The sequence below is a fragment of the Brumimicrobium aurantiacum genome (genome assembly GCF_003402975.1).
Classification (GTDB): domain Bacteria; phylum Bacteroidota; class Bacteroidia; order Flavobacteriales_D; family Crocinitomicaceae; genus Brumimicrobium; species Brumimicrobium aurantiacum.
This window is the reverse complement of sequence record NZ_QURB01000008.1, coordinates 57,695-83,945: the sequence shown is the minus strand read 5'-3', so window position 1 is coordinate 83,945 and position 26,251 is coordinate 57,695. Positions and strand designations below refer to the sequence as shown.

Sequence of the window (26,251 nt, the reverse complement as noted above, 5' to 3'; positions counted from 1 at the left end):
AAGCGGTACTCCTTATCGAAGCACCGCTTTTCCTAGTATAATTTATTTACAAATAAAAACTAGACATTGGTTTTCAACGTCCAATTAAGCTTTTTATACACCCAAACTTTGAATCTGTACAATGTTAAATACATTGCAGGAACAATTACTAAAGTTAGGAATGTTGCGAATGTTAATCCATAAATAATTGTCCAAGCCATCGGAGAGAAGAACATATTGTTGTCTCCACCAATGAAGATATTTGGCTTGTACTCTGTTAGCAATCCTACGAAATCGATATTCAAACCAATCGCTAAAGGAAGTAAACCAAGTACAGTTGTAATTGCTGTTAGCAATACCGGACGCAAACGTACTTCACCTCCTCGAATTGTAGCAGCCACAACTTCTTCATCTGGCTCTAACTCTGTTTCTTCAAGACCTGCTTTCTCACGATTTTCTCTTCGGATTAAGTTGGTATAATCTATCAGTACGATAGAGTTATTTACCACGACACCCGCAAGGGAAATAATACCAATCATCGTCATCATAATCACGAATGTTTGACCACTTAATGCCAATCCTAAGAATACTCCGATAAAAGAAAGTATAACTGAGAACAAAATAATTGCAGGTGTAGAGAAGGAGTTAAACTGCGCTACGATAATCAAGAGAATAAGGAACACTGCAATAAGTAATGCATTTGTTAGAAAGGCCATTTCTTCTGCTTGTTCATCTTGTTGACCAGAGAATTTATATTCTACATCATTTGGTAGTTCTCCACTACTCACATAATCCATCATTTTCTCTTTCAAAACCTCCACTACTTCATTGGCGTTGTAACCTTCTGAAACATCCGAGGAAATAATCACTTTTGAAGTTTGATCTTCACGAGAAACTCCTGTATAAGAAATATTCTCTTCTGGATCTTTTACTACACTTCGAATAGGAATATTTAAGAGTTGACCGGTGTTATTTCTAAACATCAGCTTTTGATCCAATAAAGCATCCAAATCATAACGAGAATTCTCTTTAAAACGTACAACCATATCGTAGTTTTCCTCATCTTTCGTATATGTTGCGATGTCTTGACCTAATAATGCTTTTCGAATCGCCATACCTACTTGCGTAGTGGAAGCGCTCAATTTTCTCACTTGGTCACGATCAACTTCAATTGGAATCTCTGGTCTTGTTGCCTCAACGCTCAACTTCAATTCGTCAACACCTTCTACCGATAAACGGTCTAAGTGATTTTTAACATCAGTAGCGACAAGAATCAATTCCTTATAATCGGCATTTTTCTTCGTGTTCACCAACTCAATGTTAATTGGAGCCTCTTGTGGTGGTCCCATTGAATTTTTCTTTACAGAAATCTGAACATCTGCTGGCAATACACCTTTCAATTCATCTTGTAATTTTGTCAAGATAAAACCAGTAGTGTTGATAGAATCTCTATATTGGAACTCGGTAAAGTCAATTGTGATTCTCGCCTTATGCGGCGTATCTCCCATATCCATTCCTTGCTCACTAGTCCCTTTACCAACCTGTGCAATAATAGACTGTACAAGATCTGCATCCTGAACATTACTACGATCTGCACCTTTGGTATAAGGCGCTAAAATCTCATTGATTTTCTCTTCAATAATCAAAGTAGACTTGTTTGTTTCCATAATGTCTGTCCCAATAGGATGGGTGATAAACACGTTCACATACTTCGCTTGATTTGAAGGGAAGAATTCGACTTTTGGTTGATTTACCGCAAATACTACGACTGATAAAATCAGCATCACAAAAGTTCCGATAATAAACCAAATTGGTCTTGAACCTTTCATGGCGAATGTCAAGAAATTTCTATACCAACGTTCTAAAACAGGCAACAACTTTTCTTGGAATACGATTGTTCCTGGATAGAAAACAAAAGTATTCAGAAGGTTTAACCCACCGATTAGAATTAAAATATTCCCAAACAATACTGCATCAATCATCACCAATAAGAATCCAGCACCAATAAATATAGCACCATAAGTGATCGATTTTCCTTTTTTAGGCTTCGCTTGCTCAACAGTCATGTATAATGCTGTTAATACAGGATTGATAACCAAAGCAACGAATAAAGATGATCCTAAAACGATAATTAAGGTAATTGGAAGGTATTTCATGAATTCACCAAAGATACCCGGCCAAATTGCCAACGGAACAAAGGCCGCTAAAGTAGTTGCAGTTGATGCGATAATCGGCCAAGCTACCTCACTTACACCATGAATTGCAGCTTTGAACGGAGGAAATTTCTCTTCATCCATAAAACGGTAGATATTCTCCACTACCACAATTCCGTTATCTACTAACATTCCCAATGCCAATACAAGTGCAAACAACACCATTGTATTCAGGGTAACTCCCATCGTTTGCAAAATCATAAATGACATTAACATAGAAAGTGGAATTGCCACCCCAACAAACATTGCGTTACGTCCACCTAAGAAAAATAACAAGACAAGCGTTACCAAGATTACCCCAAAAATAATTGAGTTTTCAAGGTTAGATACCATGTCACGTGTTTGGTCTGATTGGTCATTTGTTAATGAAACACTCACTCCTTTTGGAATAATATTTTCATCTCTAGCTTGTTGAATTAATGCTTCAATTTTATCGGCGGCATCCAATAGGTTTTCACCACCTTGTTTAATCACATCAAGCATTACAACTGGGGCGCCAAATTCTCTAGCGAAAGAAGTTGTATCTCCATTTCCAAAATAAACATCAGCGATATCCTTTAGCTTCACAGGCATATAATCCTGTTGTTTTACGATGATTTCACCTAATTCTTCGGCATTTTCAAATTCACCATCAATCATAATGGTTTTACGCATTCCGTTCATTAAGATTTCACCACCAGAAATTGTTGCGTGTTCTGCAGCTACAGCGTTTTCGATATCTGTTAAAGAAACTTGTACAGCTTCCGCTTTTAAACGGTCAACATCGATACGCATTTCTTCTTCTTGAATTCCTCGGATATTTACTTCATTGATTTCCGATAAGTCTTCCACCATATCTTTTAAATCCTCAGCAATATCCTTCAATACTTCTGGACTTTCACCACTTAAGTTAATGTTCAGAATAGGGAAATCACTCGGATTTATCTCAAAGATGTTTGGCTCTACTGGAAGTTCTGGGAAATCTGTTTCCGCACGGGCTTGATCAACAGCATCCTTTACTTTATTTAGTCCATCGTTGACATCAATCCCAAACTCGAAAGCTACACGAATTGTGGCATAACCATGTTGTGAATCTGAAGTAATTTCATCCACCTTTTTGATGGTTTTCACCTTTTTCTCAATGGCCTCAGCAATTTTCTCAGACATATATTCTGGAGATGAACCTGGTTTTGCAATCCCAATATAAATTTCAGGGATTTGTAACTCCGGAAAGTTTTCTTTTGGCATCGATTGGTAGGAAATCATCCCACCAATAAAAAGGACAGCAATAATTAAGAAAACTGTTTTGGAGTTGTTTACCGACCAGTTCGATATTCCAAAAAGTTTTGTTGTTTTTTTCTCTTCCATTACTCTATCTTTTCTCTATTCGAACAATATCACCATCTGTAATTCCACGCGCTCCAGCAGAAACTACACGATCTCCTTTTTTGATCACTTCGTTTTCAACATCAATAGCAGCTTTTCCTTCGAATTGACTCACGATGTTAACCATCACTTGTTTCGCTATATAGTTTTCTCCAGATTTCTCTAGGATGAAAATATAATCTTCGTTTTGTTGCGTTTTCAATAAAGCTACCGAAGGAACAATTAAGGCGCTATCAACAACCAAATCAGTAATGTTCATTTCAGCAAGCATATTTGGCAATAATTGTGTTTCATCCTTAATGTCTGCTTTCACTTTGAAAGTTCTATTTGTTGGGTGAATGTAATTACCGATAGAAGAAACTTGAAGAACAAAAGTATCTTCTAATGTTGGTACGTATACCTCAACATCAGTTCCTTCTTTAATTGTTTTATAGTAGTGTTCTGAAATGTTACCAGACACATACATATCTTTATTGTTTACCAATCTTAATATTGGAGATTGAGCACTAGCCATCTCTCCCTCGTGGGTTACAATTTCATCAACAACTCCAGCATAAGGAGCTCTTACTACGGATTTAGAAGATTGTGTTTTTATTGTATTCAATTGAGAACTCAACGACTGCTTTTGGTTTTTTGCTTGTTTTAATTCAAACTCTGTTCCTACTCCTCGGTCAAACAATTGTTGTTGCTTTTCCAAATTATATTCAGCAAATTCTAATTGAGTTTCCAACTCTTTAATGTTACTGGCTAATATTTCAGTATCAATTCTTGCTAAAATCTGACCTTTAGAAACTGATTGACCTTCAACAACGTTAATTGATTTTATCAAACCATTTGCTTCGGCAATAATCATTGCTTGTTTATCTGTTTCTATATCACCTTGAATAGTAATCTTATGTTTAAACTGTCCAAACTCAGCCTTTCCACTTTCCACATAAGGAAGCATCACTACTTTTGCAGTATCCATACTCTTAATTTGAGTATCTAACTCGGCTAACTCAACTTTAAGTTCTGCTCTTTTCTCTTTTAATTTATCCAACTTGGCGTTTGGACTACATGCAACTACTGATGTTATTATTCCTAATACGATCAGTGATTTAAAGTATTTTCTCATCGGTTCTGTTACTATTATTTTCTAATTAATTTATTGTATAATTTATCCAACTCTAATTTCTTGTTGAATACCTCAACCATCGCGTTAACATAGTTAGATTGAGCTTGTACAAGTTGATTGTACTTTTGTGTTACCACAATACTATTCTCTTTTCCAATTTCAGCTTTGATCATTGAGTTGTCATGTATTTTACTTGCCAATTCAACATTTTTCTTTTGTAATTGCAAGTTAATTCGAGCACTATTTAATTCATTTCTAAGTTGCGTTTCTTGCATTGAAAGCGAACGTTCAAATTCTTGAATATTCAATTCATCTTGTTTCACTTTAATTTTCGCTTTTTGAATTTTTGCCCATCTTTCTCCTCCAGCAAAAATTGGAATCGTTAATTTAATACCCCAAACTGTTTGATTGTACCATCTTTCATCTGGATTGAAAAAGTTAAATTCATTTCTGTAGGCTTGATATTGATGATTAAAGAAAGCAGACAATTGAGGGTAGTTACTCATTTTCACATTTTTCAAATCGTACTCTGAAATCTGTCTTTGTTTCTTCAAAATGTCTAGCTCCAAATTATTTTGATACGATCCTGAAATATCTTTTTCTTGGGTCAACAACATTTTGTCTAGGTCTTCAGTTAAAGTTATTTCCTTGTTTAAAGGATAAGCCATTGTCATTTTCAACATTAACAAAGCGTTTTCGTAGGCTGTTTCAGCAGCTGTAAGGTTTGCTTTTGTAGATAACAATGAAAACTCCGTTTGATCTACTTCTTCTTGTGTGATAAAACCTACTTCAAACAATTCCTTTTGCTTGTTGATTAAGTTCTCAGTCACTTCTACCAAGGTGTCAACAAATTGTTTGTTTCGTTTACTGATTAAAGCCATTTGATAAGCTTGCGTCACATTCGACAAAACATCTTGTTCAGACTTCTTAATGTTCGTTGCTACAAACTCAGTGTAAAACTTTGAGACTTGAAGTGCCACGATATAAGATCCATTAAAGATCAACTGGTTTGCAGAAATACCTGCATTTGTATTGAACTCTTGTCCTGCTGTAAACTCAACTGTTGTTCCAGGTTGCCCCATCAATGCACCATCTACAACTTGAGTTGGCAAATTAAGAAACTGTTGAAAAGTTGTTTCTGAGTTGATTTGTGGCAAACCTGTTGCTCTAGTTTCTACCACTTGTTTCTTCGCTGTTTCAAGATCCAATTCAGATCGTTGAATTTGCTCTGCATTTTCTAATGCAAAAGTTTGCGCCTCAAAAAGCGAAAACTCCTGTGATATTGCTGATTGTGTAATCAACAAAACCACTGCAATCATTAGTTTTTTTAACCTATTCATTACTTTACTTTGTTTTTCATGTGTTTATTTAAAATTTCTCTTCCTTTATCGTTTACTATTCCACGCAATTGGAACAGAATAATTTCTTCTAATACTTCCCCAAATTTGTTTATATCTGTATTAAAAATAGCCCCATTAGTTAATGCAGTAACCATTGACAAGTGAATTTCCGCCATAATTTTTGGATTCAATTCTTTGAGGTATACCCCTTCTTCTTGTCCACGGAGAATATTCTGAGATATTTTTCCATGTATTATTTCCTTTCTATAATTTTGGACAATTGCCCAGGCTTCAGGATAATACTTTTGCAAGTCAAAGAAAACGGATGAATGAATCTCAGTGAACAGTCTTGTGGCAAAATTACTGATACTCATTAAAGCCTCAATAGCATCAGCCGAGCGCTCTCTACTGCATTCACTTTCCTGTTGATTTTGATGAATTAAAGTGCTTACAATCCTCTGAATCAAGTCATCTTTGTCTTTAAAGTAATTGTAAATCGTCTTTTTAGACATACTTAATTCCCTAGCCAAATCGTCCATCGTCACAGAACGTATACCATGTCGTAAAAACACAGCTGCAGATTTTTCTATTATTTCTTTACGCTTATCTTCCATTTGGGCGCAAAAGTAGTGAATTAAAAACGATGGAAACTATTAACCCTCTAAAAGTTTCCATTTTTTAACACTTTTTTATCTACTCATTTTAGAAGAGCATCGACCAACAACCTTTAAGCTTGAACAACAACCATTTACAACCTTTTTTAAACAATTTAAAAATAATTATTTCAAAGATTAAAAAATAATACTTTGGAAACTTATGGGATTTTTAGGGTTAAAACTTAACTTTGTTTATATGGCAATTCTAATTTATACAGACGGATCGGCAAAAGGAAATCCAGGGAATGGAGGGTATGGAGTGATTCTCAAATTCATGGGTTTTGAAAAAGAGTTATCTGAAGGCTTTCGCTTAACCACCAATAACAGAATGGAACTACTTGCCATCATTGTGGCTTTAGAGGCCCTTAAAACAACAAAACATGAAGTGGTGATTTATTCAGACTCCAAATATGTTGTGGATTCAGTTGAAAAAGGTTGGGTTTTCAATTGGCAGAAAAAGGGTTTTAAAGGGAAAAAGAATGTCGATTTGTGGCAACGTTACCTAAAACTCCACCCTATCTACAATCCAAAATTTGTTTGGGTAAAAGGTCATGCTGGTCATCCAGAAAATGAAAGATGTGACCAATTGGCAGTGAATGCCGCAGAAGGGAAGAACTTGTTGGTGGATGAAGGGTACGAGGAGAGTATTAGAAAATGAAAAATTATCAATGAAAAGTGAAAAATTTCGTAGAACTCACATTTTTCATTTTTAGTTTTTAATTATTCATTTATTTTCACTACCTTAAATAAGACCACCAAAAAAATCTATACCGAATGAATTCAAAATGGTTGATTAAAGACGCTCCTAATTTACAACAAGTGGAGCAACTCAAAAAAGAAATGAATGTTTCCGAAGTTGTGGCTTATATGCTCGTCCAACGAGGTATTACAACTTTTGATAGTGCGAAATCCTTTTTCCGTGGAACACTTAAAGAATTACATGATCCTTTTTTAATGAAAGATATGGAACGCGCAGTAGAACGTGTGAATATTGCATTGGAAGAAGGTCAGAAGATATTAATATATGGAGATTATGATGTTGATGGAACAACCGCGATTTCGATAGTTTATGGCTATCTTTCTCAACTCACCGATACTATCGCATATTATATTCCAGACCGATATTCTGAAGGATATGGAGTGAGTGAAAAAGGAATTCGAGATGCACATGAAAATGGTTTTTCCTTGATTATTACTTTAGATTGTGGAATAAAAGCCAATGAAAAAGTTGAATTGGCAAATTCTTTGGGCATCGATATGATTATTTGTGATCACCACACGCCAGGAAAAGAATTACCTGATTGTATTGTTTTGGATCCTAAAAGAGAAGATTGTAATTATCCATACAAAGAATTATCTGGTGCTGGTGTGGGTTTTAAACTAATACAGGCACTTGCAACAACGAATGGTTGGGATGAAAAAATTCTGTTTGAAAATTTAGATTTATTGGCCATCAGTATCGCCGCAGATATCGTTCCAGCTACAGGTGAAAATAGATTATTGGCGCAATATGGACTGAAGCAACTGAACGAAAAAACCCGACCTGGAATTGATATAATGCTGAATCTGGCGAAGAAAGAAAAACCGCTTACTTTAACTGATGTTGTGTTTACCATTGCTCCAAGGATTAATGCTGCAGGTAGAATCGATGATGCTAAAAAAGCTGTAGTTCTTTTGACTTCACAAGATGAAAAAGAATTAAGAAGTATTGCTCAATCCATTCATGATTTCAATGAGGAAAGAAGAGGCTTGGATAAAGAGATTACTGAACACGCTTTATCCATCGTTGAAAATGATTCTGATTATGATCAAAAATGTACCACTGTTGTTTACCACGAAACATGGCACAAAGGAGTAATTGGAATTGTCGCTTCTCGATTAATTGAGAATTATTATCGTCCTACAATTGTGTTAACGCAATCTGAAGATGGAGAAACATTGACGGGTTCTGCTCGAAGCATTAAAGGCGTGAATATTTATGATATTCTTGAAAACTGTAGCGATACATTATTGCAGTTTGGTGGACATTATTTTGCTGCCGGAATGACCTTGAAAAATGAGCAGTTATCGAACTTTAAACTACGATTTGAAGAAGAGGTTCGTAAAGTAATTGGAGCAGAAAATTTAATTCCAGAGCAAATTATTGAAAAAGAGATTCACTTTAACCAAATCTTTAATTTAGGTGAGTCTATATACGAAGTTCCACGTTTGATGCGGGTATTAAAACAATTTGAACCACACGGACCACAAAACATGAAACCTTTATTCTTAGCAAAGAATGTTTATGCTCACGATGCAAAACTCTTGAAAGAAGAACATTTAAAAATGAAGGTTTTTCAACCCGATTTCCAAAAACATATTGATGCCATTTTCTTTAAATGCCCTGAAGCATTGGAAATTGTTAAAAATGGAGCTTTTGATATGGTTTTCACTTTAGATGAAAACAATTTTCGAGGTAGGACTACTCCGCAGTTTATGGTGAAAGATATAAGACCTCATCTTTAAACTTCAACTTAACATTTCAGCATAGCAATTGGATTAGTAAAGCAATTATTTATTTGAGTTAATCAAAGCAACTGTCTTGTGGTCAACTCATCCCTAATACGGGCTATCAAAAAACTTGATTTAGCACTTCTGCCATTCTATCACAAGCATTGACATTTCATCCCTAGCCCAGGTTATATTGGAGGTTTAAATGTGGTCTCAAATAATTTTGCAGCTCAAATCAAAAATTATAACATGAAAAAAAGAACACATTTTGTATTCATGCTTCTGGTCCTTTCCTTGAGCATAATCAGTTTAAACAGTTGTAAAAAAGACCTTAGTCTATCGCAAGAAGAATATTATGAATTTTCGATTCTTTCAGAAGAAACACATGACAGTTACGACATCAATGTATTATTTCCTGAAGACTATGATGAACAAAAGAAGTATCATTCAATTTATATGTTGGATGGAGACGAGTATTTCTATGAGGCAGCATCAATGATTAAAGAAAATAAATATCAAAACATTGTACTAATCGCCATTGGATACACCAATAAAAATGAACGTGGAAGGGACTTGTCTTACCCTGAAGACACAAATATTTCTGGAATGAGTGGTGGAGGTAAGAACTTTACAAAATTCTTGAACAATGAGCTAATCCCTTACATAGAAAACAGTTTACAATTAAACAGCATTGATATGACACTTTATGGTCATTCTTTAGGTGGGTTTTATGCACTGTATTACATGCTACAACAAGAAGAACCTAGAATGTTTGACAACTACATCTCGATAAGTGCAAACTTTATGTGGTCTGATGCATATATATTTGAACTAGAGCAATTATATTCTGATCAATTTAATGCATTACCAGCAAAGTTATTTCTATCCGTTGGGGATTTAGAAGGTGCTGCTATAAACACTCATTATCAAGCTTTTTTAGATCAGCTTCAAAAACATTCTTATTTTGATTTTGAGCTCTCCCACCAACGACTCAACAACACCTCTCATCGCAACAGTCCAATAGTTGGAATAGAAAAAGGAATATTAGAATTATTTTAAAATAAAGAACAATGAAAAACATAACACTCATACTCATCACTTGCTTGTCTTTTACAATTTCTGCCCAAAAAGAAGAAGTTAAATCAACAAATCTTGAAAAAACATGGCTTTTTGAATCTGCTCATAATTATGATCTTTTCAATCGAAGTTATGGAAGAAATTATGGTATTTCTCTGAAAGCAAAGCGAGAATTTTGGAGGCCAAAACATTTCACCTTTAGCTATGGAATTATGCTTCAAAGTCACAAGATTAAAGAAAACCAAAACGTCTATACTGAAAATTTGGATGGAAGTACGAAAGACAAAAGCTTTATGGCTATTGCCGAATTAAAGTATTATCCATTTAACCGAAGAAATCTATACATTTCAGCAGAACCATTTATTGGCGCTACTCAACTAAAAACAGAAGGTATTTTAAATCTCCCACAATACACCATGACACAGAGTTTTAACAACAGCTACATCTACTTTAATTATGGAGTCAGTCAAAACATTGGATATAAAATTGGCAGCTTCAATTTATTTGCAACATCTTGGTTGTCATTAAATGGATTGTGGGACAATGGAAGAAAAAGACCAGCTGATTTTGATTCTCGATTTTTTATAGGTTTAGGAATAGGATATACCTTATAATCCTTCCCTTTCATAAATATTAGAGGAATAGGCATTACGCTTATTCCTTTTCTACATTTAGAGCTTCTTTGAATGCCTGAAATCTACTGCGAGAAACAGGTACATCACCATCAACATTATCAAATTTGATTTTAAAGTTCCTAGCATTGCCAGAGGTCGATGTAATCTGATTTAAATTAACTACATAGGAGCGATGAGTTGAAACAATATGATCGTAATCTTCTAAATGATTCAATAGACTTTGAACAGTAAAACGGTATGTTGAGCACTCTATATCCTCCCCTCTTTTAATATAAACATCGAGGTAATTCCCTTCTGCCTTTGCATATAAAAACAACTTAACATCAAGATGAAGAATTTCATTTTTATTATTCGTTTGGATATGAAGCACTTCTCCAGACCCTTCTTCTTTAATGCGTTTTTCTAGTATATTATTATATTCTTCTACACGTTTTAAATTTCTCTTTAGAATAATGGTATAATTTACCCATACCACCATAATAGTTGGGGTAAATCCTATAATCAAAACATATAAAAATGCATTCAAAAAGAGATACAAATCATTGGTATAAAACGAAGATTTTGAAAGAAAAATGATCAGTAAATAATTTAGTATAGTAATTGTAAAGAGTAATAAAACAACCATCAGAAATTCTTTCCCAATAGTCCAAGAATCTTTTACATTAATATTAAAAAACAACCTTGGTATAAGTTCAATAGTTGAAAGTATACCTATAACAGTCGTTAAACCAGCAAACAAACTCAATGCATTCTTCCCAACAATAAAGTTTGTTTGAGCAAAATTTTCGTTTTTAGCCCACCAATTAACTGAGAAAACCATGACTCCCACTATAAATGCAATAAGAACATTTCGTTTAGTATTAAAAAGAAATGGGTATGGTTTATTTAGAATACTTAGCATATATAATATAAAGGAAACTGATTTATTTGATACTACTTCTCAACCTTCTTTTCCGTTTTCACATATCCAGGTCTTTCTTCATTGGCCATGTGAATGGTTCTTTGAGGGAATGGAATAATAATTCCGTGTTGTCTGAAAAGCCTGTCAATTTCAAATCTAATTTCAGACTTGTAGTATTCGGCAAACCATTTTTGTTGTGCCCAAAAAAGGATATCCAATTCTAAGGCGTATTCTCCAAAGTTTAAAATTCGTACGGTCACTGGTTTTTTACTACTCACTTCAGGATGACTTAAAGCGGCTTGTTTTAATAATTTTTTAACCAATTCTGTATCTGTCCCATAAGCCACACGTACCTCGATTTTAAAACGTGTATACTCAGCATTGAATGTCCAATTCTCGACTTGATCTTGGGTTAATAATGAATTTGGAATCACCATCGTGTTTCCATCTCTGGTTTCTACCTTAGCTGTACGAACGTTAATTTTCAAAACACGTCCAATGATTTCTTCACCAGTTACAGGACTATATAGTTTGATGATATCACCTACTTTGATGGTACCTTCGAAAAGCAAAACAATTCCAGAAACCATATCGCGGAACATGCCTTGCAAACCAAGGGCTAAAGCTGCGAATATTGCAGCAGAACCCGCCAAGAGAACGCTTAAATCTGTAAACAAGAATTGTAGGGAGAGAATAACAGCAAAAGTGTAAACGATATACTTGGCAAATTGAATGTAAACGAATCGTGTTCCTTCATCAAAATCATCGTTATCTTTAAATCTTCTATCAATATAAATCCTAAAAATATTGATTGCAAATCGAGAGAAAATAAATAGAATCGCAATGGTGATGACATCCATCATGCTTAAATGAAATTTTCCATCTCCCATTTTAGGAATAACGTCGTAACTAAGAAATTCGCCTATTGATATCTGTTCATTTTCCAATCTAAAAACCTGAAAGCAAATGTAGAACGCAAAAAGAAAAAGCATCTGATTCAATACTTTTAGCAAAGTGATTCTCGTTCCTTTAATTTTAATATTTGGTCGTTTAAGGTAACGCTTGAGTAAGCGTTTTATGAATCGATTTAAGACTACCGTTAAAATAACGATAAGTACCCAAATCATCACAATCCAAATACTTGCTTTATATGGGCCTATATCAAATGACAATAACGATGAAAACATAATACAAAATTAAACGATTATTCTGCCCAATTGACTTGAGAACACACTTTTAATTTTCTCAAGTGACATTTGTTCCTTTATTAACTCTGAGAGCCTTTCAGTGTTGTTATGATCAATATTTTTTAGTTCTTCTTGAATATCTTGAATCCTCATCATAATTACCGCATTTTTAAAAGCATATAATGATTCTTTTACTGCTTGGGCCAATCGATGAATCTCTTCTGTTGTTTCAATATTGAAAGTGTTCAACCATTGGCGACTTAGTTCATATCTAGGAGACAAAATATCGGAAACGAACTTAACTATTTCAGGATCTTCATGACGTAAAAACCTAGCAGGTTCATAGAATACATCTTCATCCAAACCTTGTCTACACAACTCGAAAATCTTCTGGAATAATTTATTTTTGAATCCTAACTCGTCTCTATTAAGCTCAAAAATGATTAGTTCAGCGACACTCACATCATTCGAGCCTTCTTGATTTTCTTCAGGTTTTTCGATTTCAATTGCCCTACTCCCATGTAAAACCAATATGCGTATTAAATCGAACTCTTGATCATAAAAATCCCGTTTATTGGGATCCACTTTTTCTACCTCCGGAGTTGGAAATTCACCAAAAGCTTCCAAAGGAATATCTCCTTCATCCTCATAATTTGGTGGAGCAGGAGAAGGTGAAGGAGCGGGTTGATTACTTACTTGAGGTTTTCGTTGACCTCCTTGTGGTTTACGTGGAGTTGTTTGTGATTTTCGTGGATTATTTAATGCCTTACGACGAATCACATTCATCTCATTCAGCAAAGTTTGCTCTTTGAAATCGAATTGAGAAGCCGTTTGTTTAATATAAACCGAACGCGTAATACTGTCGGGAATCAGTGCAATAGAACCAACAATTTCCTTGATTAACCCAGCACGCTTAATGGGATCATTTTCGGTTCCTTCAAGGAGGATATCCGTTTTAAAACCAACAAAATCTTTTTGATTATCTGCCAGGTATTTTTTGAGTTCATCTGTCCCAACACTCTTTGCAAAAGAATCAGGATCTTCTCCTTCAGGAAACAAGCAAACTTTAACAGTCATTCCTTCCTCTAGCAATAAATCTATCCCGCGAAACGAAGCTTTAATTCCTGCTGGATCACTATCATAAAGAACAGTGATATTTTGCGTATACCGCTGAATCAATTTGATTTGTCCTTTGGTTAATGACGTTCCTGAACTTGAAACAACATTTTCCACACCAGACTGTGACATACTGATAACATCAGTATATCCCTCCACCAAAAAACAATTGTCTTGTTTAATGATTTCATTTTTAGCGAAATTAATACCGTAAAGCACACTACTCTTATCATAGAGCACACTCTCCGGTGAGTTGAAATACTTCGCTACTTTCTTATCAGTTTGAAGGGTTCTTCCTCCAAAACCTAAAACTTTTCCTGAAACAGAATGAATAGGAAACATCACCCTCCCACTAAAAAAGTCGAATCTTCTATCGTTTTTAGTTTTAGTTAGTCCAAGTTGCTCAAGGTACTCTTGTTTATACCCTTTTTCGATCGCGGTTTCTGTAAAAGACTTTTCGCTTCTTGGACAATACCCCAATTGAAATTTATCAATTGTTGCTTCTGTAAACCCTCTTTCTTTAAAGTAGGATAGACCAATATTCTTCCCTTCCGTTGAATTCTTTATGCTATTAGCAAAAAAGTCTCTCGCAAAAGTGTTGATGATTTGTAAACTTTCGCGTTCAGATAACTTTTGCTGCTCCTCAGGCGTCAATGGTTTTTCCTCTGGAAGTTGAATATTATAACGATCCGCCAACCAACGCAACGCTTCCGGGTAGCTAAACTGCTCTAGCTCCATTAAAAAAGAAACCGCAGTTCCTCCTTTTCCTGTAGAAAAACATTTAAAAATCTGCTTGGCCGGACTCACCATAAAAGAAGGGGTCTTTTCTTCGGTGAACGGACTCATTCCTTTATAATTTGAGCCAGATTTTTTCAATTGCACATATTCACCAATGACCTCCTCTATTCGAGCGGTATTCATGATTTCATCAATGATATGCGAAGGTATTCTTGACATTATTTTTTTGAGTAATCTTTGGTTTGGGTCAGTTTTCCTTGTTCATCATAAAATTTCCAAATGCCAACAGGTTCATCGTTAACATACTCTCCTGAATAATGTAATGCTCCATTAGGATGTTTCACTACTGTATGTCCATTTTTCTTTCCATTACTGTAAACGGTAACCGATAGTTCAACTCCACGATCAGAGTAATACTTCCATATTCCAACACGTTCACCATCTTTATTTTTTCTTCCTGTGAGCTTTACTTGCTTGTGTCCAGGATACCATTCTGTATATTTCCCATTATTATCTTCTGAAATCAATGGACGATATTCTGTTTTTTGAGGTTTTGGCCTTTCAGGAGCTTTATCCTCCTCGCAAGCGATCATTATTAGTGTCAATAATCCAATGAAAAAGTATTTTACCATAATGTTTAAATTTCGAGTTTTAAAGAACAAAAATACGTTATTTATTAGAATCAAATAAATGAAAAAGCGTATTGCGTAAGAAACTAATTTTAATCAAAGAGTAAGGCTCTGATTTTCTTCTTCTCGGCTTGCAATTCTTTTAAAGTATCTTTCTGATCAACCATTAACAACATATAACGCCATTTATAACTAATGTGTTTGAGGTATTTAAAAAACCAATAGGTAAAAATCCCCGTTAAGGGCATTAAAATGAAATATCCTAAACTCATCAGAAACGAAAAATCAAGAAGCGTAATTGAAAAATAAATAAAAGCTGCGTAGGTTAAAGGATAGGTAACAAAACCAACTAAAATGGCCAATGGTGCATAGTATTCAATGTCTGTTGAAATTTTTGGCACCAACCAATCCGTAAACAAATACTGCAGGATATTATGAATTAAACCAAAAACAGCTAAGGGTAATGCCACCACAATAAAAATAAGAGAAGTTAAGATTTGACGAAAGAATAAAGTTGAACGGAATTTTCGATCCAAGAAATCTGCTCGAATATGCATTTTATCGAGTTTCCAATTCATTGTTATAATACTGTTTCTTATTTCATCAATACGCCAAGGTTGAACCAGTTTTAATTCATCCAATTTATTCTTAATGACTTTTTGCTCCTTTACCTGACGTTGAACTCCTTTTTCATCAGCTTGAATATACTTAGTGTTCATCACCTTAAAAATCTCATCTAGCAGCTCTTCTTCATCTTTTGTTTCTGTTGTAACGAGTACTTTTTCTAGTCTTTCTCTAAACTGGTTAGTTAATCGTTTTACTGCCTTCTTCTTTTCGGTGAGGTACATTTCATAATGATCCATCACATTTCTAGGCTGATCCACGTCGATCAAAATACTACTCCTAAACTTTTCAGGTTCTGAATAATTGATGCCAATTGCCACAACTTTCAAATCCAGTTCTCCCCCATTAATTTTCTCAGTTTCTAAAGCTATTCTGGCAGTCCCTGTTTTAAGTTCTCTTAAAACCTTTTCTTTATAAGAAGTTCCTTCAGGAAAAATAACCAGTGTTTTTCCTGCACTTAACACTTTGTAGCATTCACTTAAAGAGTCATTATTATCCACTCCAGAAGTAATTCCTTCTCCTTTTCTATTGATGGGAATCATTTTTAGACTGCGCAATAGTCTCAACTTAAGTTTGGAATCAAACAAAGTTGCTTTTGCCATAAAATGGATGGGTTGCTTGCAAATCATTCCGATGACCCAAGCATCCATTAAAGTATTTGGATGATTAGCAATGATAATTAGAGGGCCATTTTTCCCTTCTGACAAATGTGAACGATTAATTACTTTTATTTCTTTGTAATACAATCGTATACCAACGCCAATGATAAATTTCAATAGTCTGTAAAGCATAAATCAATGTTATGACCAGTGAAAGTTACGTGATTTTTGAAAACTTTTTCTCACATAATGATCAAAGCGAAGGTAAGCATATAGAATTAATTATTTAGGCTTATTGCTTTTTTTGAGCGAGAAAGTAAAGGTACTTCCTACTCCAAGTTCACTTTTAACATTAATATTTTCACCGTGAGCTTCAACGATATGCTTACAAATTGCAAGCCCCAAACCTGAACCTCCTTCATTTCTATTTCTACTTTGCTCCACCCTGTAGAATCTTTCAAAAAGACGTGGAATGTTTTTTTCCTCAATTCCAATTCCATCATCCGAAATTTCGGTCATAATCGTATCATTAATCGGGTAAAAACGAATTGTTGTTGAACCGTTTTCAACAGAATAATTTATTGAATTGGCAATTAGATTGGTAAGAACTTGTGCAATTTTCGACTTATCGGCATTGACATAAATAGGCTCATATTTCTTTGCCATTGAAACCTTAACCTTTTTCTCTATGCTTGACTCTTCTAGAGAAAGAATAATGTCTTTTGTTAACTCTACTATATTAAAAGATGTATTCTTAATAGTTACATTATTCACCTCCAAATTCATAATTTGATCGAGATCTTCTAAAATTTCCGCCATTCTTTCAGTAGAAAAAGCGGCACGTTCGAGAAACTTTCGATTCACTTTTTCATCCTCTAAACCGCCTTCCAATAAAGTTAAAATATACCCTTGAATACTAAAAACAGGCGTTTTCAATTCATGAGCAAGATTTCCTAAAAACTCTCTTCTGAAAGTTGCTTGTTCTTTCAGTTTAGCGATTTCACTTTTTCTTTCATTTGCCCAGCTAAGAGATGCTTTTACCGCAGATCCAATCACATCCTCCTTCAAATCTACCCTTTGCTGAGTTGCATTGAAATTAGAACCTTTAGATATCACACGAAAAATCAAATCGAGCCTTTCTTGAATAAACTTTTTAAACACAAAGTAAATGATGATAAAAGAAAACACTCCTCCAAGAAGCGTAATACTTAAAATCATTTCTAAGGATAAAAAATCAATAAAAAGTCGATATAATACGAGTAACAGCAAAAGCATACCAACATGCAATGCTGTACTAATAAATATAATATGAATTGGTTTTATGTTCTTCATGAAGCTTTAAAAGTATATCCAACTCCTTTAATTGTACGAATGTATTCATCTCCAATTTTCTCACGTAATTTTCGGATATGTACATCAACAGTTCTTTCACCTACAATGGTATCGTCACCCCAAACTTCCGCCAAAATCTGGTCTCTGTTTGAAACATTTCCAGGTTTTTTCATAAGAAATGAAAGCAATTCGAATTCTTTCTTTGGTAAATATAACTCTTCTCCTTTAAACAATAGTAAGTATCGGTTAACATCTAAGACTAAATCTTCATTCACCTCTTCTTTTACAATGTTAGACCCTGCTCTTCTCAACAAGGCTTCGATTCTACTAATTAACACTTTTGGACGAATTGGTTTATTGATATAATCATCTCCTCCAGCGTTAAATCCAGCAATTTGAGAATAATCTTCAGCTCTTGAAGTTAAGAACGCAATAATTGGCTGCACTTCTTTTCCATTTGAACGAATTGCTTCACAAACTTGAACACCATCCATTTTTGGCATCATTACATCCAAGAGAATTAGGTCTGGATTAACTTTTTCACTTAATTCAACAGCTTCCTCTCCGTTGACAGCAGTATGAATTGTATATCCTTCTCTCTCTAAATTATAAGAGATCATTTCAAGGATATCTGGATCATCATCTGCAAATAAAATTGTTGCTTTTTTATTCATTTTGTTTATCATTTCTGACAAAGTTATACAGCTTATTCAATTGAATTACCATTCCAACTTTACTCTTAGGTTAACAAAACATCACCAATATTAAGGCTATATTAATTTATTATTAACGGTATATTTATCCAAACTGCATCCACTATATTTGCACCAGCTAAAGAGCAAAAATTTAAACACAAAAAGCTCTGAAACACTGACAAATAAAGACTTTTAAATAATTAATAATCTTTTATTATATGGTTAACATTAAATATATTCTATTGCCCTTTTGCGCTCTTTTGATCACTTTTTCGAGTGTTGCACAATTTAAAGACTATACTTTTGGAGAAGGTTTAAGGTATACCGCAAAAGATTCTAGCTTTTATATTAAAGCCTCTGCTCGTTTTCAAACTTTGTTTGTTGGAGAATGGAATGTTAACAATGATGATCTTGCAAATATTGGAAATTACAACTCTAATTTCTTAACAAGAAGAGCCCGATTAAAATTTGATGGTTTTGCATACACCCCTAAGTTGAAGTACAAAGTAGAATTGGGTGTTTCAAACCGTGATCTTAACAATCAAGGTCCAGCATATTTCGGTACTGGTGGTAGCATGATTTTAGATGCGTTTTTAAAATGGAATTTCTACAAAGGTTTTTCCATAAAAGGTGGACAATATAAATTAGAAGGGAATAGAGAACGTTTAATTTCTTCTGCCAATATGCAATTTGTAGATCGATCATTGTTAAATAGTAGATTTACACTCGATCGTGGTTTAGGAACAAGTCTGCTCTATGATAAAACCATAGGAAAACAATTTGAATTAATGTTGTCTGCTACTGTTTCCAAGGGTGAAGGAAGAAATGTAATCGCGGATAACATTGGTGGATATCAAACTACATTCAAAGCCGAAATCATGCCTTTTGGTCAATTCAAGAGTAAAGGAGCATATAAAGGAGGAGATTTATCAAGAGAACAAAAACCTAAACTCGCTATTGCAGCAGCATATGATCTGAATAGTGGTGTAATCCGTTCGAGAAGTAACAAAGGAAGTTTTTTCCCAGAAAATGCAGAATTAAAAGATTTAACCACAATTTTTGCTGATTTCATGTTTAAATACAAAGGGTTATCAGTTATGGGAGAATATGTTCATCGTAAAACAAATGATGATTCTCCTAGTATTTTTGACGAACTTGGAAATCAGGTTGGGACTTATTATACAGGAGAAGCTTTTAATATTCAAGTAGGGTATTTACTCAAAAACAATGTTGAATTTGCTGGGAGGTACACTTACTTGTCTCCTCAAAACTTAAGCGTAGGAACTGAGACAAATAATTATGTCATTGCTGTTTCTAAATATATCCGCGAACATAGTTTAAAAGTTCAAACAGATTTAGGATATTATGAAAATCAATTTACTGATGATGCGCTAATGTGGAGAGTTCAAGTAGAGTTTGGGTTTTAATTGCTAAATTAAATCCTTACTACTCTTAAATGTTCAATCGGGTTTGCTATAGCGACTTTAACAACATAGCTTCTTTTTCAAAATGAATGCTTTGAGGAAATTGGATAGTGACCTCACTTAATTAAACCCTTGCATTGAGTCATGGGTTTTTTCTGTCCAAATAAAACCATTATCCAAAGTTAAATGTAGTACTTTTCTTTGATAGTCTGGAAAATTGGTTGTTGAATACACATTGATTTGTATGGCAAATCACAAGTTCCGCTCTTCAGCTACACAGGCATTATCTCGCTTCATAGATTGATTAAGAAATAAGGTTGAATCCCAAGATTGACCATAATCTACACTATTATATACCTTTACAACTGTTGTTGGATTTCCATCATATGGTCCTGAAACAATCATTAATTGACCGTTATCATTTGTTTCAAAAGCCTTAGTATCAAAACCACTGAAGTTACTCGGAATTTCAAAGACTGAATTGAATTGAGTCATACCCACATTTGATAACAAACAAAAAAAGGAGTTAATCGAATCATATCCCAACTAGTTTTGAATGTCCAATCGAATTTGGTGTAACTACTTCAACAACTTAGTTTCCTTTTGAAAATGAACGGAAGTAAACAGTTGCTGTTTTTAATTGAGCTTTTCTCATAAGTTTACATAATTAGTCATTGCCAAATCAAGAGTAAAATACTGTTTTTCAAAGCAATTGGTTTAAAATAGATTTGTGTGGCATCAAAAGCAAACCTTGAACTTTACCATTTATTTAATAATTGAAGATGTTTGGAAAAAATCACTGTGACAAAATCGTTTGAAGTAAGCACATATAAAGGGGATAAAGAAAAAGGCTGCTCCGAATAAATCGAAACAGCCTTTCAAAAAAGATGATGTAAATCAATTACACTTTACCAACAATTCCTTCAGAAACATTGATAATATGATCTCCAACTTTTTCTAGTGAAGCAAAGATATCATTGTAAATAATTCCTCCTTTCATGTGAACCTCTTCATCGTTAGAAAGTGCGTCAAGGTATTCACTTCTTATTTCATCACGCTTAGCGTTGATTTTCTCTTCAATTGCAATTGCTGCGTCTAAACTCACATCTGCAGAATGCATGTTAAGGTTTTCAATCATCACTACAAATGCTTCATCAACTAAATCAAACAACTCTGCTAAACGCTCTCTTTGTTGTGGTGTAAACCAAATTTTATCCTCTGCTTTTCTTTCCAAGCCTTTTGAAATTTGGTAGAAAACATCACCAATTCTTTCAAGGTCATTTACGATACTGTTCATTCCACGAATTCTCACAGCAGTATCTACACTCAATTCCCCTTCAGAAATTTTACCTAGATAATTTGCTACCTCGATTTCAACTCTATCCGTAATCTCTTCATATTTAGCAATACGATCGATTAATTTTTGTTGATTCTTTCTACTCTTCTCGAACAATAATTCACGAGAAAAACCTGACATTCTACTTGTTAATTCACCAAATTTAGCAATCTCCTTCTTCGCTTCCAGCATAGATAAATCAGGAGTAGACATATATCCTGCTCCAATGTAATCCAAGTGGAACTCTTCATCTTGACCTCCTTTAGACTTCACTGTTCTTTCTGCAACACGAACCAAGTTTGGCACAAACCAAATTAATACAAACACATTCAACAAGTTAAACGTAGTATGGAAAATTGCGATTCCAGTATTGGCATGCTCTTTAGGGTTAGTAAATGGATTTCCTGTCCCAATTGCAGTCATAAAATATTCAATACCATCCAATATAAAAGGGAATAATAATACAGCCCAAGTAACACCAATAATGTTAAATAAAGAGTGAATTCTTGCTGATCTTTTTGCGTGAACATTACCAATTGTTGAGGCTAACTCAGCAGTAATTGTTGTACCGATGTTTTCCCCTAAAATCATTGCTGCTGCAACTTCAAAAGGAATAATACCACCTGCAACTAAAGTCATTGTTAAAGCCATTGCAGCTGAAGAAGACTGTACGATTACTGTTACAAAAGTACCAAGTAAAACAAATAGCAATGTACTTAGGAAAGGTATATCTTTAAAATCTACAAAGAATTGAACCAACCAAGAGTCAGGCCCCAATTCAGGAACTGCATCTTTCAAGAATCCTAGTCCCATAAACAATAAAGAGAATCCGATAATAGCATTCGACCAAGCTTTAACTTTTTGTTTTCCAAAGAACATTAAAGGAGCACCGATAGCAATTAATACGAGAGCGTACGAACCGATACTTACTTTAAATCCAAAAATATTAATAATCCATCCTGTGATTGTAGTACCGATATTGGCTCCCATCATTACACCTGCAGATTGTACTAAAGTCATTAATCCTGCATTCACGAAAGAAACGGTCATTACAGTTGTTACAGAAGACGATTGAACAATCGAAGTAATTCCAAAACCAGTCAATACACCTTTCACTCGATTTGAAGTAATTGAACCAAGTAAATAACGTAGTCTAGATCCAGCAGCTTGCTGTAAACCTTCACTCATGATTTTCATTCCATAAATGAACATTCCCAAAGAACCGATCAATACTAAGAATTTAAAAATCCCCCAACCTCTCTTTGTTTTCGCTGATTTTTTCTCAGACCAAAAAGTATCTGTTCCATTAGAAACTCCTACTTTAAACACGTATGATTCTTCACCAGCTAGATTATTAATTGAGTACTTTGTTTCATGAATATCAATTCCTTTTAATTCAGTCCAATCAGAATTTGCATATCCTTTTTCATGGCGTTTAGCACCAATTTTGGTGTTGTATTTGATTAAAACTTTATATCCTTCTGATTTTAGCTTTTGAAAAACTTCATAATCTAGGTTCCAAGAAACTTTAAAACCTTCTACAGCTGAACTTGAAGAAACATTTTCTATTGTTTTTGAACTGATTGTTCCAATAGATTTTTTAGGGGCGTTTTCAACATTGTTGTCACTTTGAGCATTCGCATTGAATGCGAAAAAAGTGAAAAAGAAAACGGCAAACGATAAAACGAGTTTATTTTTCATTAAACATTATTAAATTCTGGGACAAAAATAATCCGCAAATCTTAAGCTTACTTCAGTTCAATGTTAAGGAAACATTAATAAAACAAAACCACAATGTTTTCAAGCAAGATTGAATTTGAGTTGGAAAACCGTTATCACTAGCATTTAGCTAGTTCTTCATAAGCTTTACATTGACAAAGTTCGGCACCAAAAGGACAAGTATCATAATCATAATCACAAAATTCTAACACGGTGACTTTAGCATTTGAATATGTTGTTTCTTCATCCATAATATCTAATAACATTACATATTTTGAACGAACATCTAAACCATTTGGAAAATCGAGGAAAAAATTAAAATTATCTAGTACACATAGTAATTGGGTGTATACAACTGTTAGTTGATCATCGGTTAACTTTTCATGAGGAGGAAAATAACATCGATCAAAACCTATAATTTTCGATAGTTTTTCTGTTCTCTCGCAACATATGATCCCTTCTTCTGATTCACACAATTCACTCTCGCCTAATATATCGAGATGACTTCTAACTGCATTTTGACTGGATATCACAACATCCATGTCCTCTATTAATTGTTCTAAATATCGGTTCATATTGGTAGGTGTTTATCTCCACAAGGTATATAAAAATAATCTAATTATCCAAGAAAAAAAAGATTTTTTCCGATGATTCTACTACCAAATGCAACATTACCAACCACTACTATATCTCGTGGACAATCAAAATTTAATTTTTATCATGTTATTCCGCTTTTAAGCTGCTATCGTCAATATCGAATAACAAAATGTTCTTTTTCTTGATGAAATCTTGGTACAATAATCCCCATTTTAAATAAATCAATACTTAAATGATACTTCTCACTTTGCAACAAGGAGTTCCACGTCGATAACATATCTTTCGACCAACGAATATCGTCAATTAAAATAATGGTTTCGTCGTGAATATGTGGCTTAAGCAAATCTAATTGTTCTACAAGTTTTTCGCCTTTATGATCTCCATCAATAAAAACCAAATCATAAACTTGGTCTTTTTTTAGCTGTTTTAGAAAGCTCAGAAAATCGCTATGAATAAAATCAACCTTGTGTTTTACAGATTCTGGAAAAGCCTTCATAGCAACTCCCATGGTTGATTGACACCCTTCAACGGTAGTTAGCACCACCTCATCAGTAGCCGAAGCCAACATATAACTCCCCAAACCTAAGGAAGTACCCAGTTCTAGCACTTTTTGAGGTTGATAATGGCGAACCAATCGATAAAGTAGTTTCGCATATTTAGAACGACTTCCAGAAATTTTAGCAATTTGAGCGACTTTTCTATCCTTTTCCATTTTTTTTGAACCCGCTCCTAAATCGGTAACTTGAATCGTAGATTGATCATTCAAAAGTGAATTTTTAAGTGCTTTAAATTGTCTTTGATGTTCTTTGGGAATTGAAGTAGACAGGCAACGGTCATTGAAATCATAAACATAAGGAGAATGAACTCCATGCCTATTTTTTGCAATTAAGCAATATTTTATATATTCACGAACTAAATAAATCATAAACCCTTAAATTCTGCGTTAAAAGTACGTAAACTTAACAATCAATTCTTATGGATATAAAAAACGACAAGACAATTATTGACAAACATAGAGCGCTTGTTTTTAAAAAGCAACCAGAATTAAATTTAGTAAGCCCATGTCGACTAAATGAGGGGATCATTCGTCATTCTGAATTTGAAAAGAATAAATTCAAAGTGAAATTTGACAATGGTAACCAAAATATCCATTTCTTTATTCCAGCCTCTGGAACAGGTTCAAGAATGTTTAAGTTTTTGTATGAGTTTTTAGCAGATCCTAGTGATGAAACAAGAAGTAAAACTGAACGCTTTTTGAACGCTATTGAATCTTTTGCGTTTTTTGAGTTACTGCCTTATGAACTCAAGAAAAAAGTGAGGGAATACGACATTAGTCTAGATGATTTTGTTTCATACTTACTTAAACAAGAAGGTTTAGGTTTAGGATTAATTCCAAAAGGATTGGTTCCATTTCATCGTTCGAGAAGTTTTATTTTAAATGCTTTTCAAGAACAACTCCTTCAAGGATTAAGATTAAAAGAAGAAGGTGTTAACTTTCATTTCACCATCAACAAGGCACATGAAGAAGCAATTAAAGAGGCTTTGAATTCTATTCGTCACCTAACAGGTAGAAAATGTAATATCGAATGGAGTGAACAAGATCCTTCTACAAATTCTATTGCTTTTGATAAAGATAAAAACGTCGTTCACGATGAAAATGGTGAGGTGCTAACACGTCCATCAGGTCACGGTGCTTTACTCAGTAATTTAAATCAAATTGATAGTGACATTATATTCATCAAAAACATTGATAATATACAGCATGAAGCACATTCAACTGACTCTATTGACAATTTAAAATACCTAGGAGGAATGCTTGATTTCATCAAAATGGAATTAAAAGAAGCTTATGCAAGTCCAAATCCTAGACAACAAATTGCAGCATTAAACCTTAAATATCACTTCATAAATCATGATTTTGATTTTGAAAAGTTGACCATTGAAGAATTGAAAACTCTCATTTACCGCCCTATTCGTATTTGTGGAATGGTACGCAACGAAGGTCAACCTGGAGGTGGTCCGTTTTGGGTTGAGGAGAATGGAATGCAATCGAAACAAATTGTCGAAAAATCACAGATCAGCAAGGATGGCAATCAATATCGATTGATGGTTCAAAGTCAATATTTCAATCCTGTTATTATGGCTGTTTCAACAAAAGACCTTGATGGAAACAAACTGGATCTTGAGGAGTTTGCCGATCCTGACAAGTACTTTATAGTTGAAAAAACATACCAGGAAAAGAACATTAAATTTATTGAACGTCCAGGATTATGGAATGGAAGTATGTCAGATTGGCTCAGTGTATTTGTGGAAGTTCCTACTGAAACATTTACACCTGTAAAAACAGTGTTGGATTTATTAAACAAATCCCATATTGAACAATCTTAGACTACTCAAGACTAAAGAAGTAGCAAATTCATTAATTTGAAAGCGATTGGAAATAATTTCAAAAAATACTTCACTTTTTGTACTTTAGAGGTGAAGT

Annotated in this window: 21 protein-coding genes; 6 read left to right on the top strand and 15 right to left on the bottom strand. The window is 34.1% G+C overall.

Annotation, left to right across the window (positions count from 1 at the left end; all coding sequences use genetic code 11):
* Positions 1 to 59: 59 nt before the first annotated feature.
* Genes DXU93_RS12320 through DXU93_RS12305 form a run of 4 tightly spaced genes read right to left on the bottom strand, consistent with a single transcriptional unit; the run spans position 60 to position 6,625 of the window.
* Positions 60 to 3,539, bottom strand: coding sequence for an efflux RND transporter permease subunit (locus DXU93_RS12320; protein ID WP_116881600.1), 3,480 nt, complete (start codon positions 3,537 to 3,539; stop codon positions 60 to 62).
* A gap of 4 nt (positions 3,540 to 3,543) precedes the next feature.
* On the bottom strand, positions 3,544 to 4,671 hold the full coding sequence (locus DXU93_RS12315; RefSeq protein WP_116881599.1) for an efflux RND transporter periplasmic adaptor subunit: 1,128 nt from the start codon (positions 4,669 to 4,671) through the stop codon (positions 3,544 to 3,546).
* A gap of 14 nt (positions 4,672 to 4,685) precedes the next feature.
* Entirely contained in the window at positions 4,686 to 6,011 is a 1,326-nt protein-coding gene (locus DXU93_RS12310) for a TolC family protein (protein ID WP_116881598.1), read from the bottom strand.
* A complete protein-coding gene (locus DXU93_RS12305) occupies positions 6,011 to 6,625 on the bottom strand; it encodes a TetR/AcrR family transcriptional regulator (RefSeq protein ID WP_116881597.1) in 615 nt (204 codons plus the stop codon). The genes DXU93_RS12310 and DXU93_RS12305 overlap by 1 nt, the downstream gene beginning before the upstream one ends.
* Positions 6,626 to 6,863: 238 nt before the next feature.
* Between DXU93_RS12305 and rnhA the strand changes: the two genes are divergently transcribed.
* The 4 genes from rnhA to DXU93_RS12285 all read left to right on the top strand — a co-directional run bounded on the left by rnhA (position 6,864) and on the right by DXU93_RS12285 (position 10,848).
* Positions 6,864 to 7,325, top strand: coding sequence for a ribonuclease HI (gene rnhA, locus DXU93_RS12300; RefSeq protein WP_116881704.1), 462 nt, complete (start codon positions 6,864 to 6,866; stop codon positions 7,323 to 7,325).
* A gap of 116 nt (positions 7,326 to 7,441) precedes the next feature.
* On the top strand, positions 7,442 to 9,172 hold the full coding sequence (gene recJ / locus DXU93_RS12295) for a single-stranded-DNA-specific exonuclease RecJ (RefSeq protein ID WP_116881596.1): 1,731 nt from the start codon (positions 7,442 to 7,444) through the stop codon (positions 9,170 to 9,172).
* A gap of 234 nt (positions 9,173 to 9,406) precedes the next feature.
* The gene (locus tag DXU93_RS12290) at positions 9,407 to 10,216 is read left to right on the top strand and encodes an alpha/beta hydrolase (protein WP_116881595.1); all 810 of its coding nucleotides are present in this window, start codon (positions 9,407 to 9,409) and stop codon (positions 10,214 to 10,216) included.
* A gap of 11 nt (positions 10,217 to 10,227) precedes the next feature.
* The gene (locus tag DXU93_RS12285) at positions 10,228 to 10,848 is read left to right on the top strand and encodes a hypothetical protein (RefSeq protein WP_116881594.1); all 621 of its coding nucleotides are present in this window, start codon (positions 10,228 to 10,230) and stop codon (positions 10,846 to 10,848) included.
* A 40-nt stretch (positions 10,849 to 10,888) separates the two neighbouring features.
* On the opposite strand, the gene DXU93_RS12280 is transcribed toward DXU93_RS12285, so the two are convergent.
* The 7 genes from DXU93_RS12280 to DXU93_RS12250 all read right to left on the bottom strand — a co-directional run bounded on the left by DXU93_RS12280 (position 10,889) and on the right by DXU93_RS12250 (position 18,669).
* The gene (locus tag DXU93_RS12280; protein ID WP_165851404.1) at positions 10,889 to 11,689 is read right to left on the bottom strand and encodes a LytTR family DNA-binding domain-containing protein; all 801 of its coding nucleotides are present in this window, start codon (positions 11,687 to 11,689) and stop codon (positions 10,889 to 10,891) included.
* Positions 11,690 to 11,802: 113 nt separating this feature from the next.
* Positions 11,803 to 12,957: a mechanosensitive ion channel family protein gene (locus tag DXU93_RS12275; RefSeq protein ID WP_116881592.1), complete on the bottom strand. Its 1,155-nt coding sequence runs from the start codon at positions 12,955 to 12,957 to the stop codon at positions 11,803 to 11,805.
* A 9-nt stretch (positions 12,958 to 12,966) separates the two neighbouring features.
* Complete coding sequence (gene dnaG / locus DXU93_RS12270; protein WP_116881591.1) at positions 12,967 to 15,030, bottom strand: DNA primase; 2,064 nt, start codon at positions 15,028 to 15,030, stop codon at positions 12,967 to 12,969.
* Complete coding sequence (locus DXU93_RS12265; RefSeq protein ID WP_116881590.1) at positions 15,030 to 15,443, bottom strand: toxin-antitoxin system YwqK family antitoxin; 414 nt, start codon at positions 15,441 to 15,443, stop codon at positions 15,030 to 15,032. The genes dnaG and DXU93_RS12265 overlap by 1 nt, the downstream gene beginning before the upstream one ends.
* A gap of 89 nt (positions 15,444 to 15,532) precedes the next feature.
* The gene (locus tag DXU93_RS12260; protein WP_116881589.1) at positions 15,533 to 16,855 is read right to left on the bottom strand and encodes a 1-acyl-sn-glycerol-3-phosphate acyltransferase; all 1,323 of its coding nucleotides are present in this window, start codon (positions 16,853 to 16,855) and stop codon (positions 15,533 to 15,535) included.
* A gap of 90 nt (positions 16,856 to 16,945) precedes the next feature.
* Positions 16,946 to 17,995: a sensor histidine kinase gene (locus DXU93_RS12255; protein ID WP_116881588.1), complete on the bottom strand. Its 1,050-nt coding sequence runs from the start codon at positions 17,993 to 17,995 to the stop codon at positions 16,946 to 16,948.
* Positions 17,992 to 18,669, bottom strand: coding sequence for a response regulator transcription factor (locus DXU93_RS12250; protein ID WP_116881587.1), 678 nt, complete (start codon positions 18,667 to 18,669; stop codon positions 17,992 to 17,994). The genes DXU93_RS12255 and DXU93_RS12250 overlap by 4 nt, the downstream gene beginning before the upstream one ends.
* Before the next feature lie 239 nt (positions 18,670 to 18,908).
* Between DXU93_RS12250 and DXU93_RS12245 the strand changes: the two genes are divergently transcribed.
* Positions 18,909 to 20,117: a porin gene (locus DXU93_RS12245; RefSeq protein ID WP_116881586.1), complete on the top strand. Its 1,209-nt coding sequence runs from the start codon at positions 18,909 to 18,911 to the stop codon at positions 20,115 to 20,117.
* A 249-nt stretch (positions 20,118 to 20,366) separates the two neighbouring features.
* On the opposite strand, the gene DXU93_RS12240 is transcribed toward DXU93_RS12245, so the two are convergent.
* From DXU93_RS12240 to DXU93_RS12225, 4 genes are all read right to left on the bottom strand, one after another.
* Positions 20,367 to 20,609, bottom strand: coding sequence for a hypothetical protein (locus tag DXU93_RS12240; RefSeq protein WP_116881585.1), 243 nt, complete (start codon positions 20,607 to 20,609; stop codon positions 20,367 to 20,369).
* 406 nt (positions 20,610 to 21,015) lie between these two features.
* Positions 21,016 to 23,151 (bottom strand): Na/Pi cotransporter family protein, encoded by a 2,136-nt coding sequence (locus DXU93_RS12235; RefSeq protein ID WP_116881584.1) that lies wholly within the window; start codon positions 23,149 to 23,151, stop codon positions 21,016 to 21,018.
* A 137-nt stretch (positions 23,152 to 23,288) separates the two neighbouring features.
* On the bottom strand, positions 23,289 to 23,744 hold the full coding sequence (locus DXU93_RS12230; RefSeq protein ID WP_116881583.1) for a hypothetical protein: 456 nt from the start codon (positions 23,742 to 23,744) through the stop codon (positions 23,289 to 23,291).
* 173 nt (positions 23,745 to 23,917) lie between these two features.
* On the bottom strand, positions 23,918 to 24,691 hold the full coding sequence (locus tag DXU93_RS12225; RefSeq protein ID WP_116881582.1) for an O-methyltransferase: 774 nt from the start codon (positions 24,689 to 24,691) through the stop codon (positions 23,918 to 23,920).
* Between the two features lie 50 nt (positions 24,692 to 24,741).
* Between DXU93_RS12225 and DXU93_RS12220 the strand changes: the two genes are divergently transcribed.
* Positions 24,742 to 26,154 (top strand): DUF4301 family protein, encoded by a 1,413-nt coding sequence (locus DXU93_RS12220; RefSeq protein WP_116881581.1) that lies wholly within the window; start codon positions 24,742 to 24,744, stop codon positions 26,152 to 26,154.
* The last annotated feature ends 97 nt before the right edge of the window (positions 26,155 to 26,251 follow it).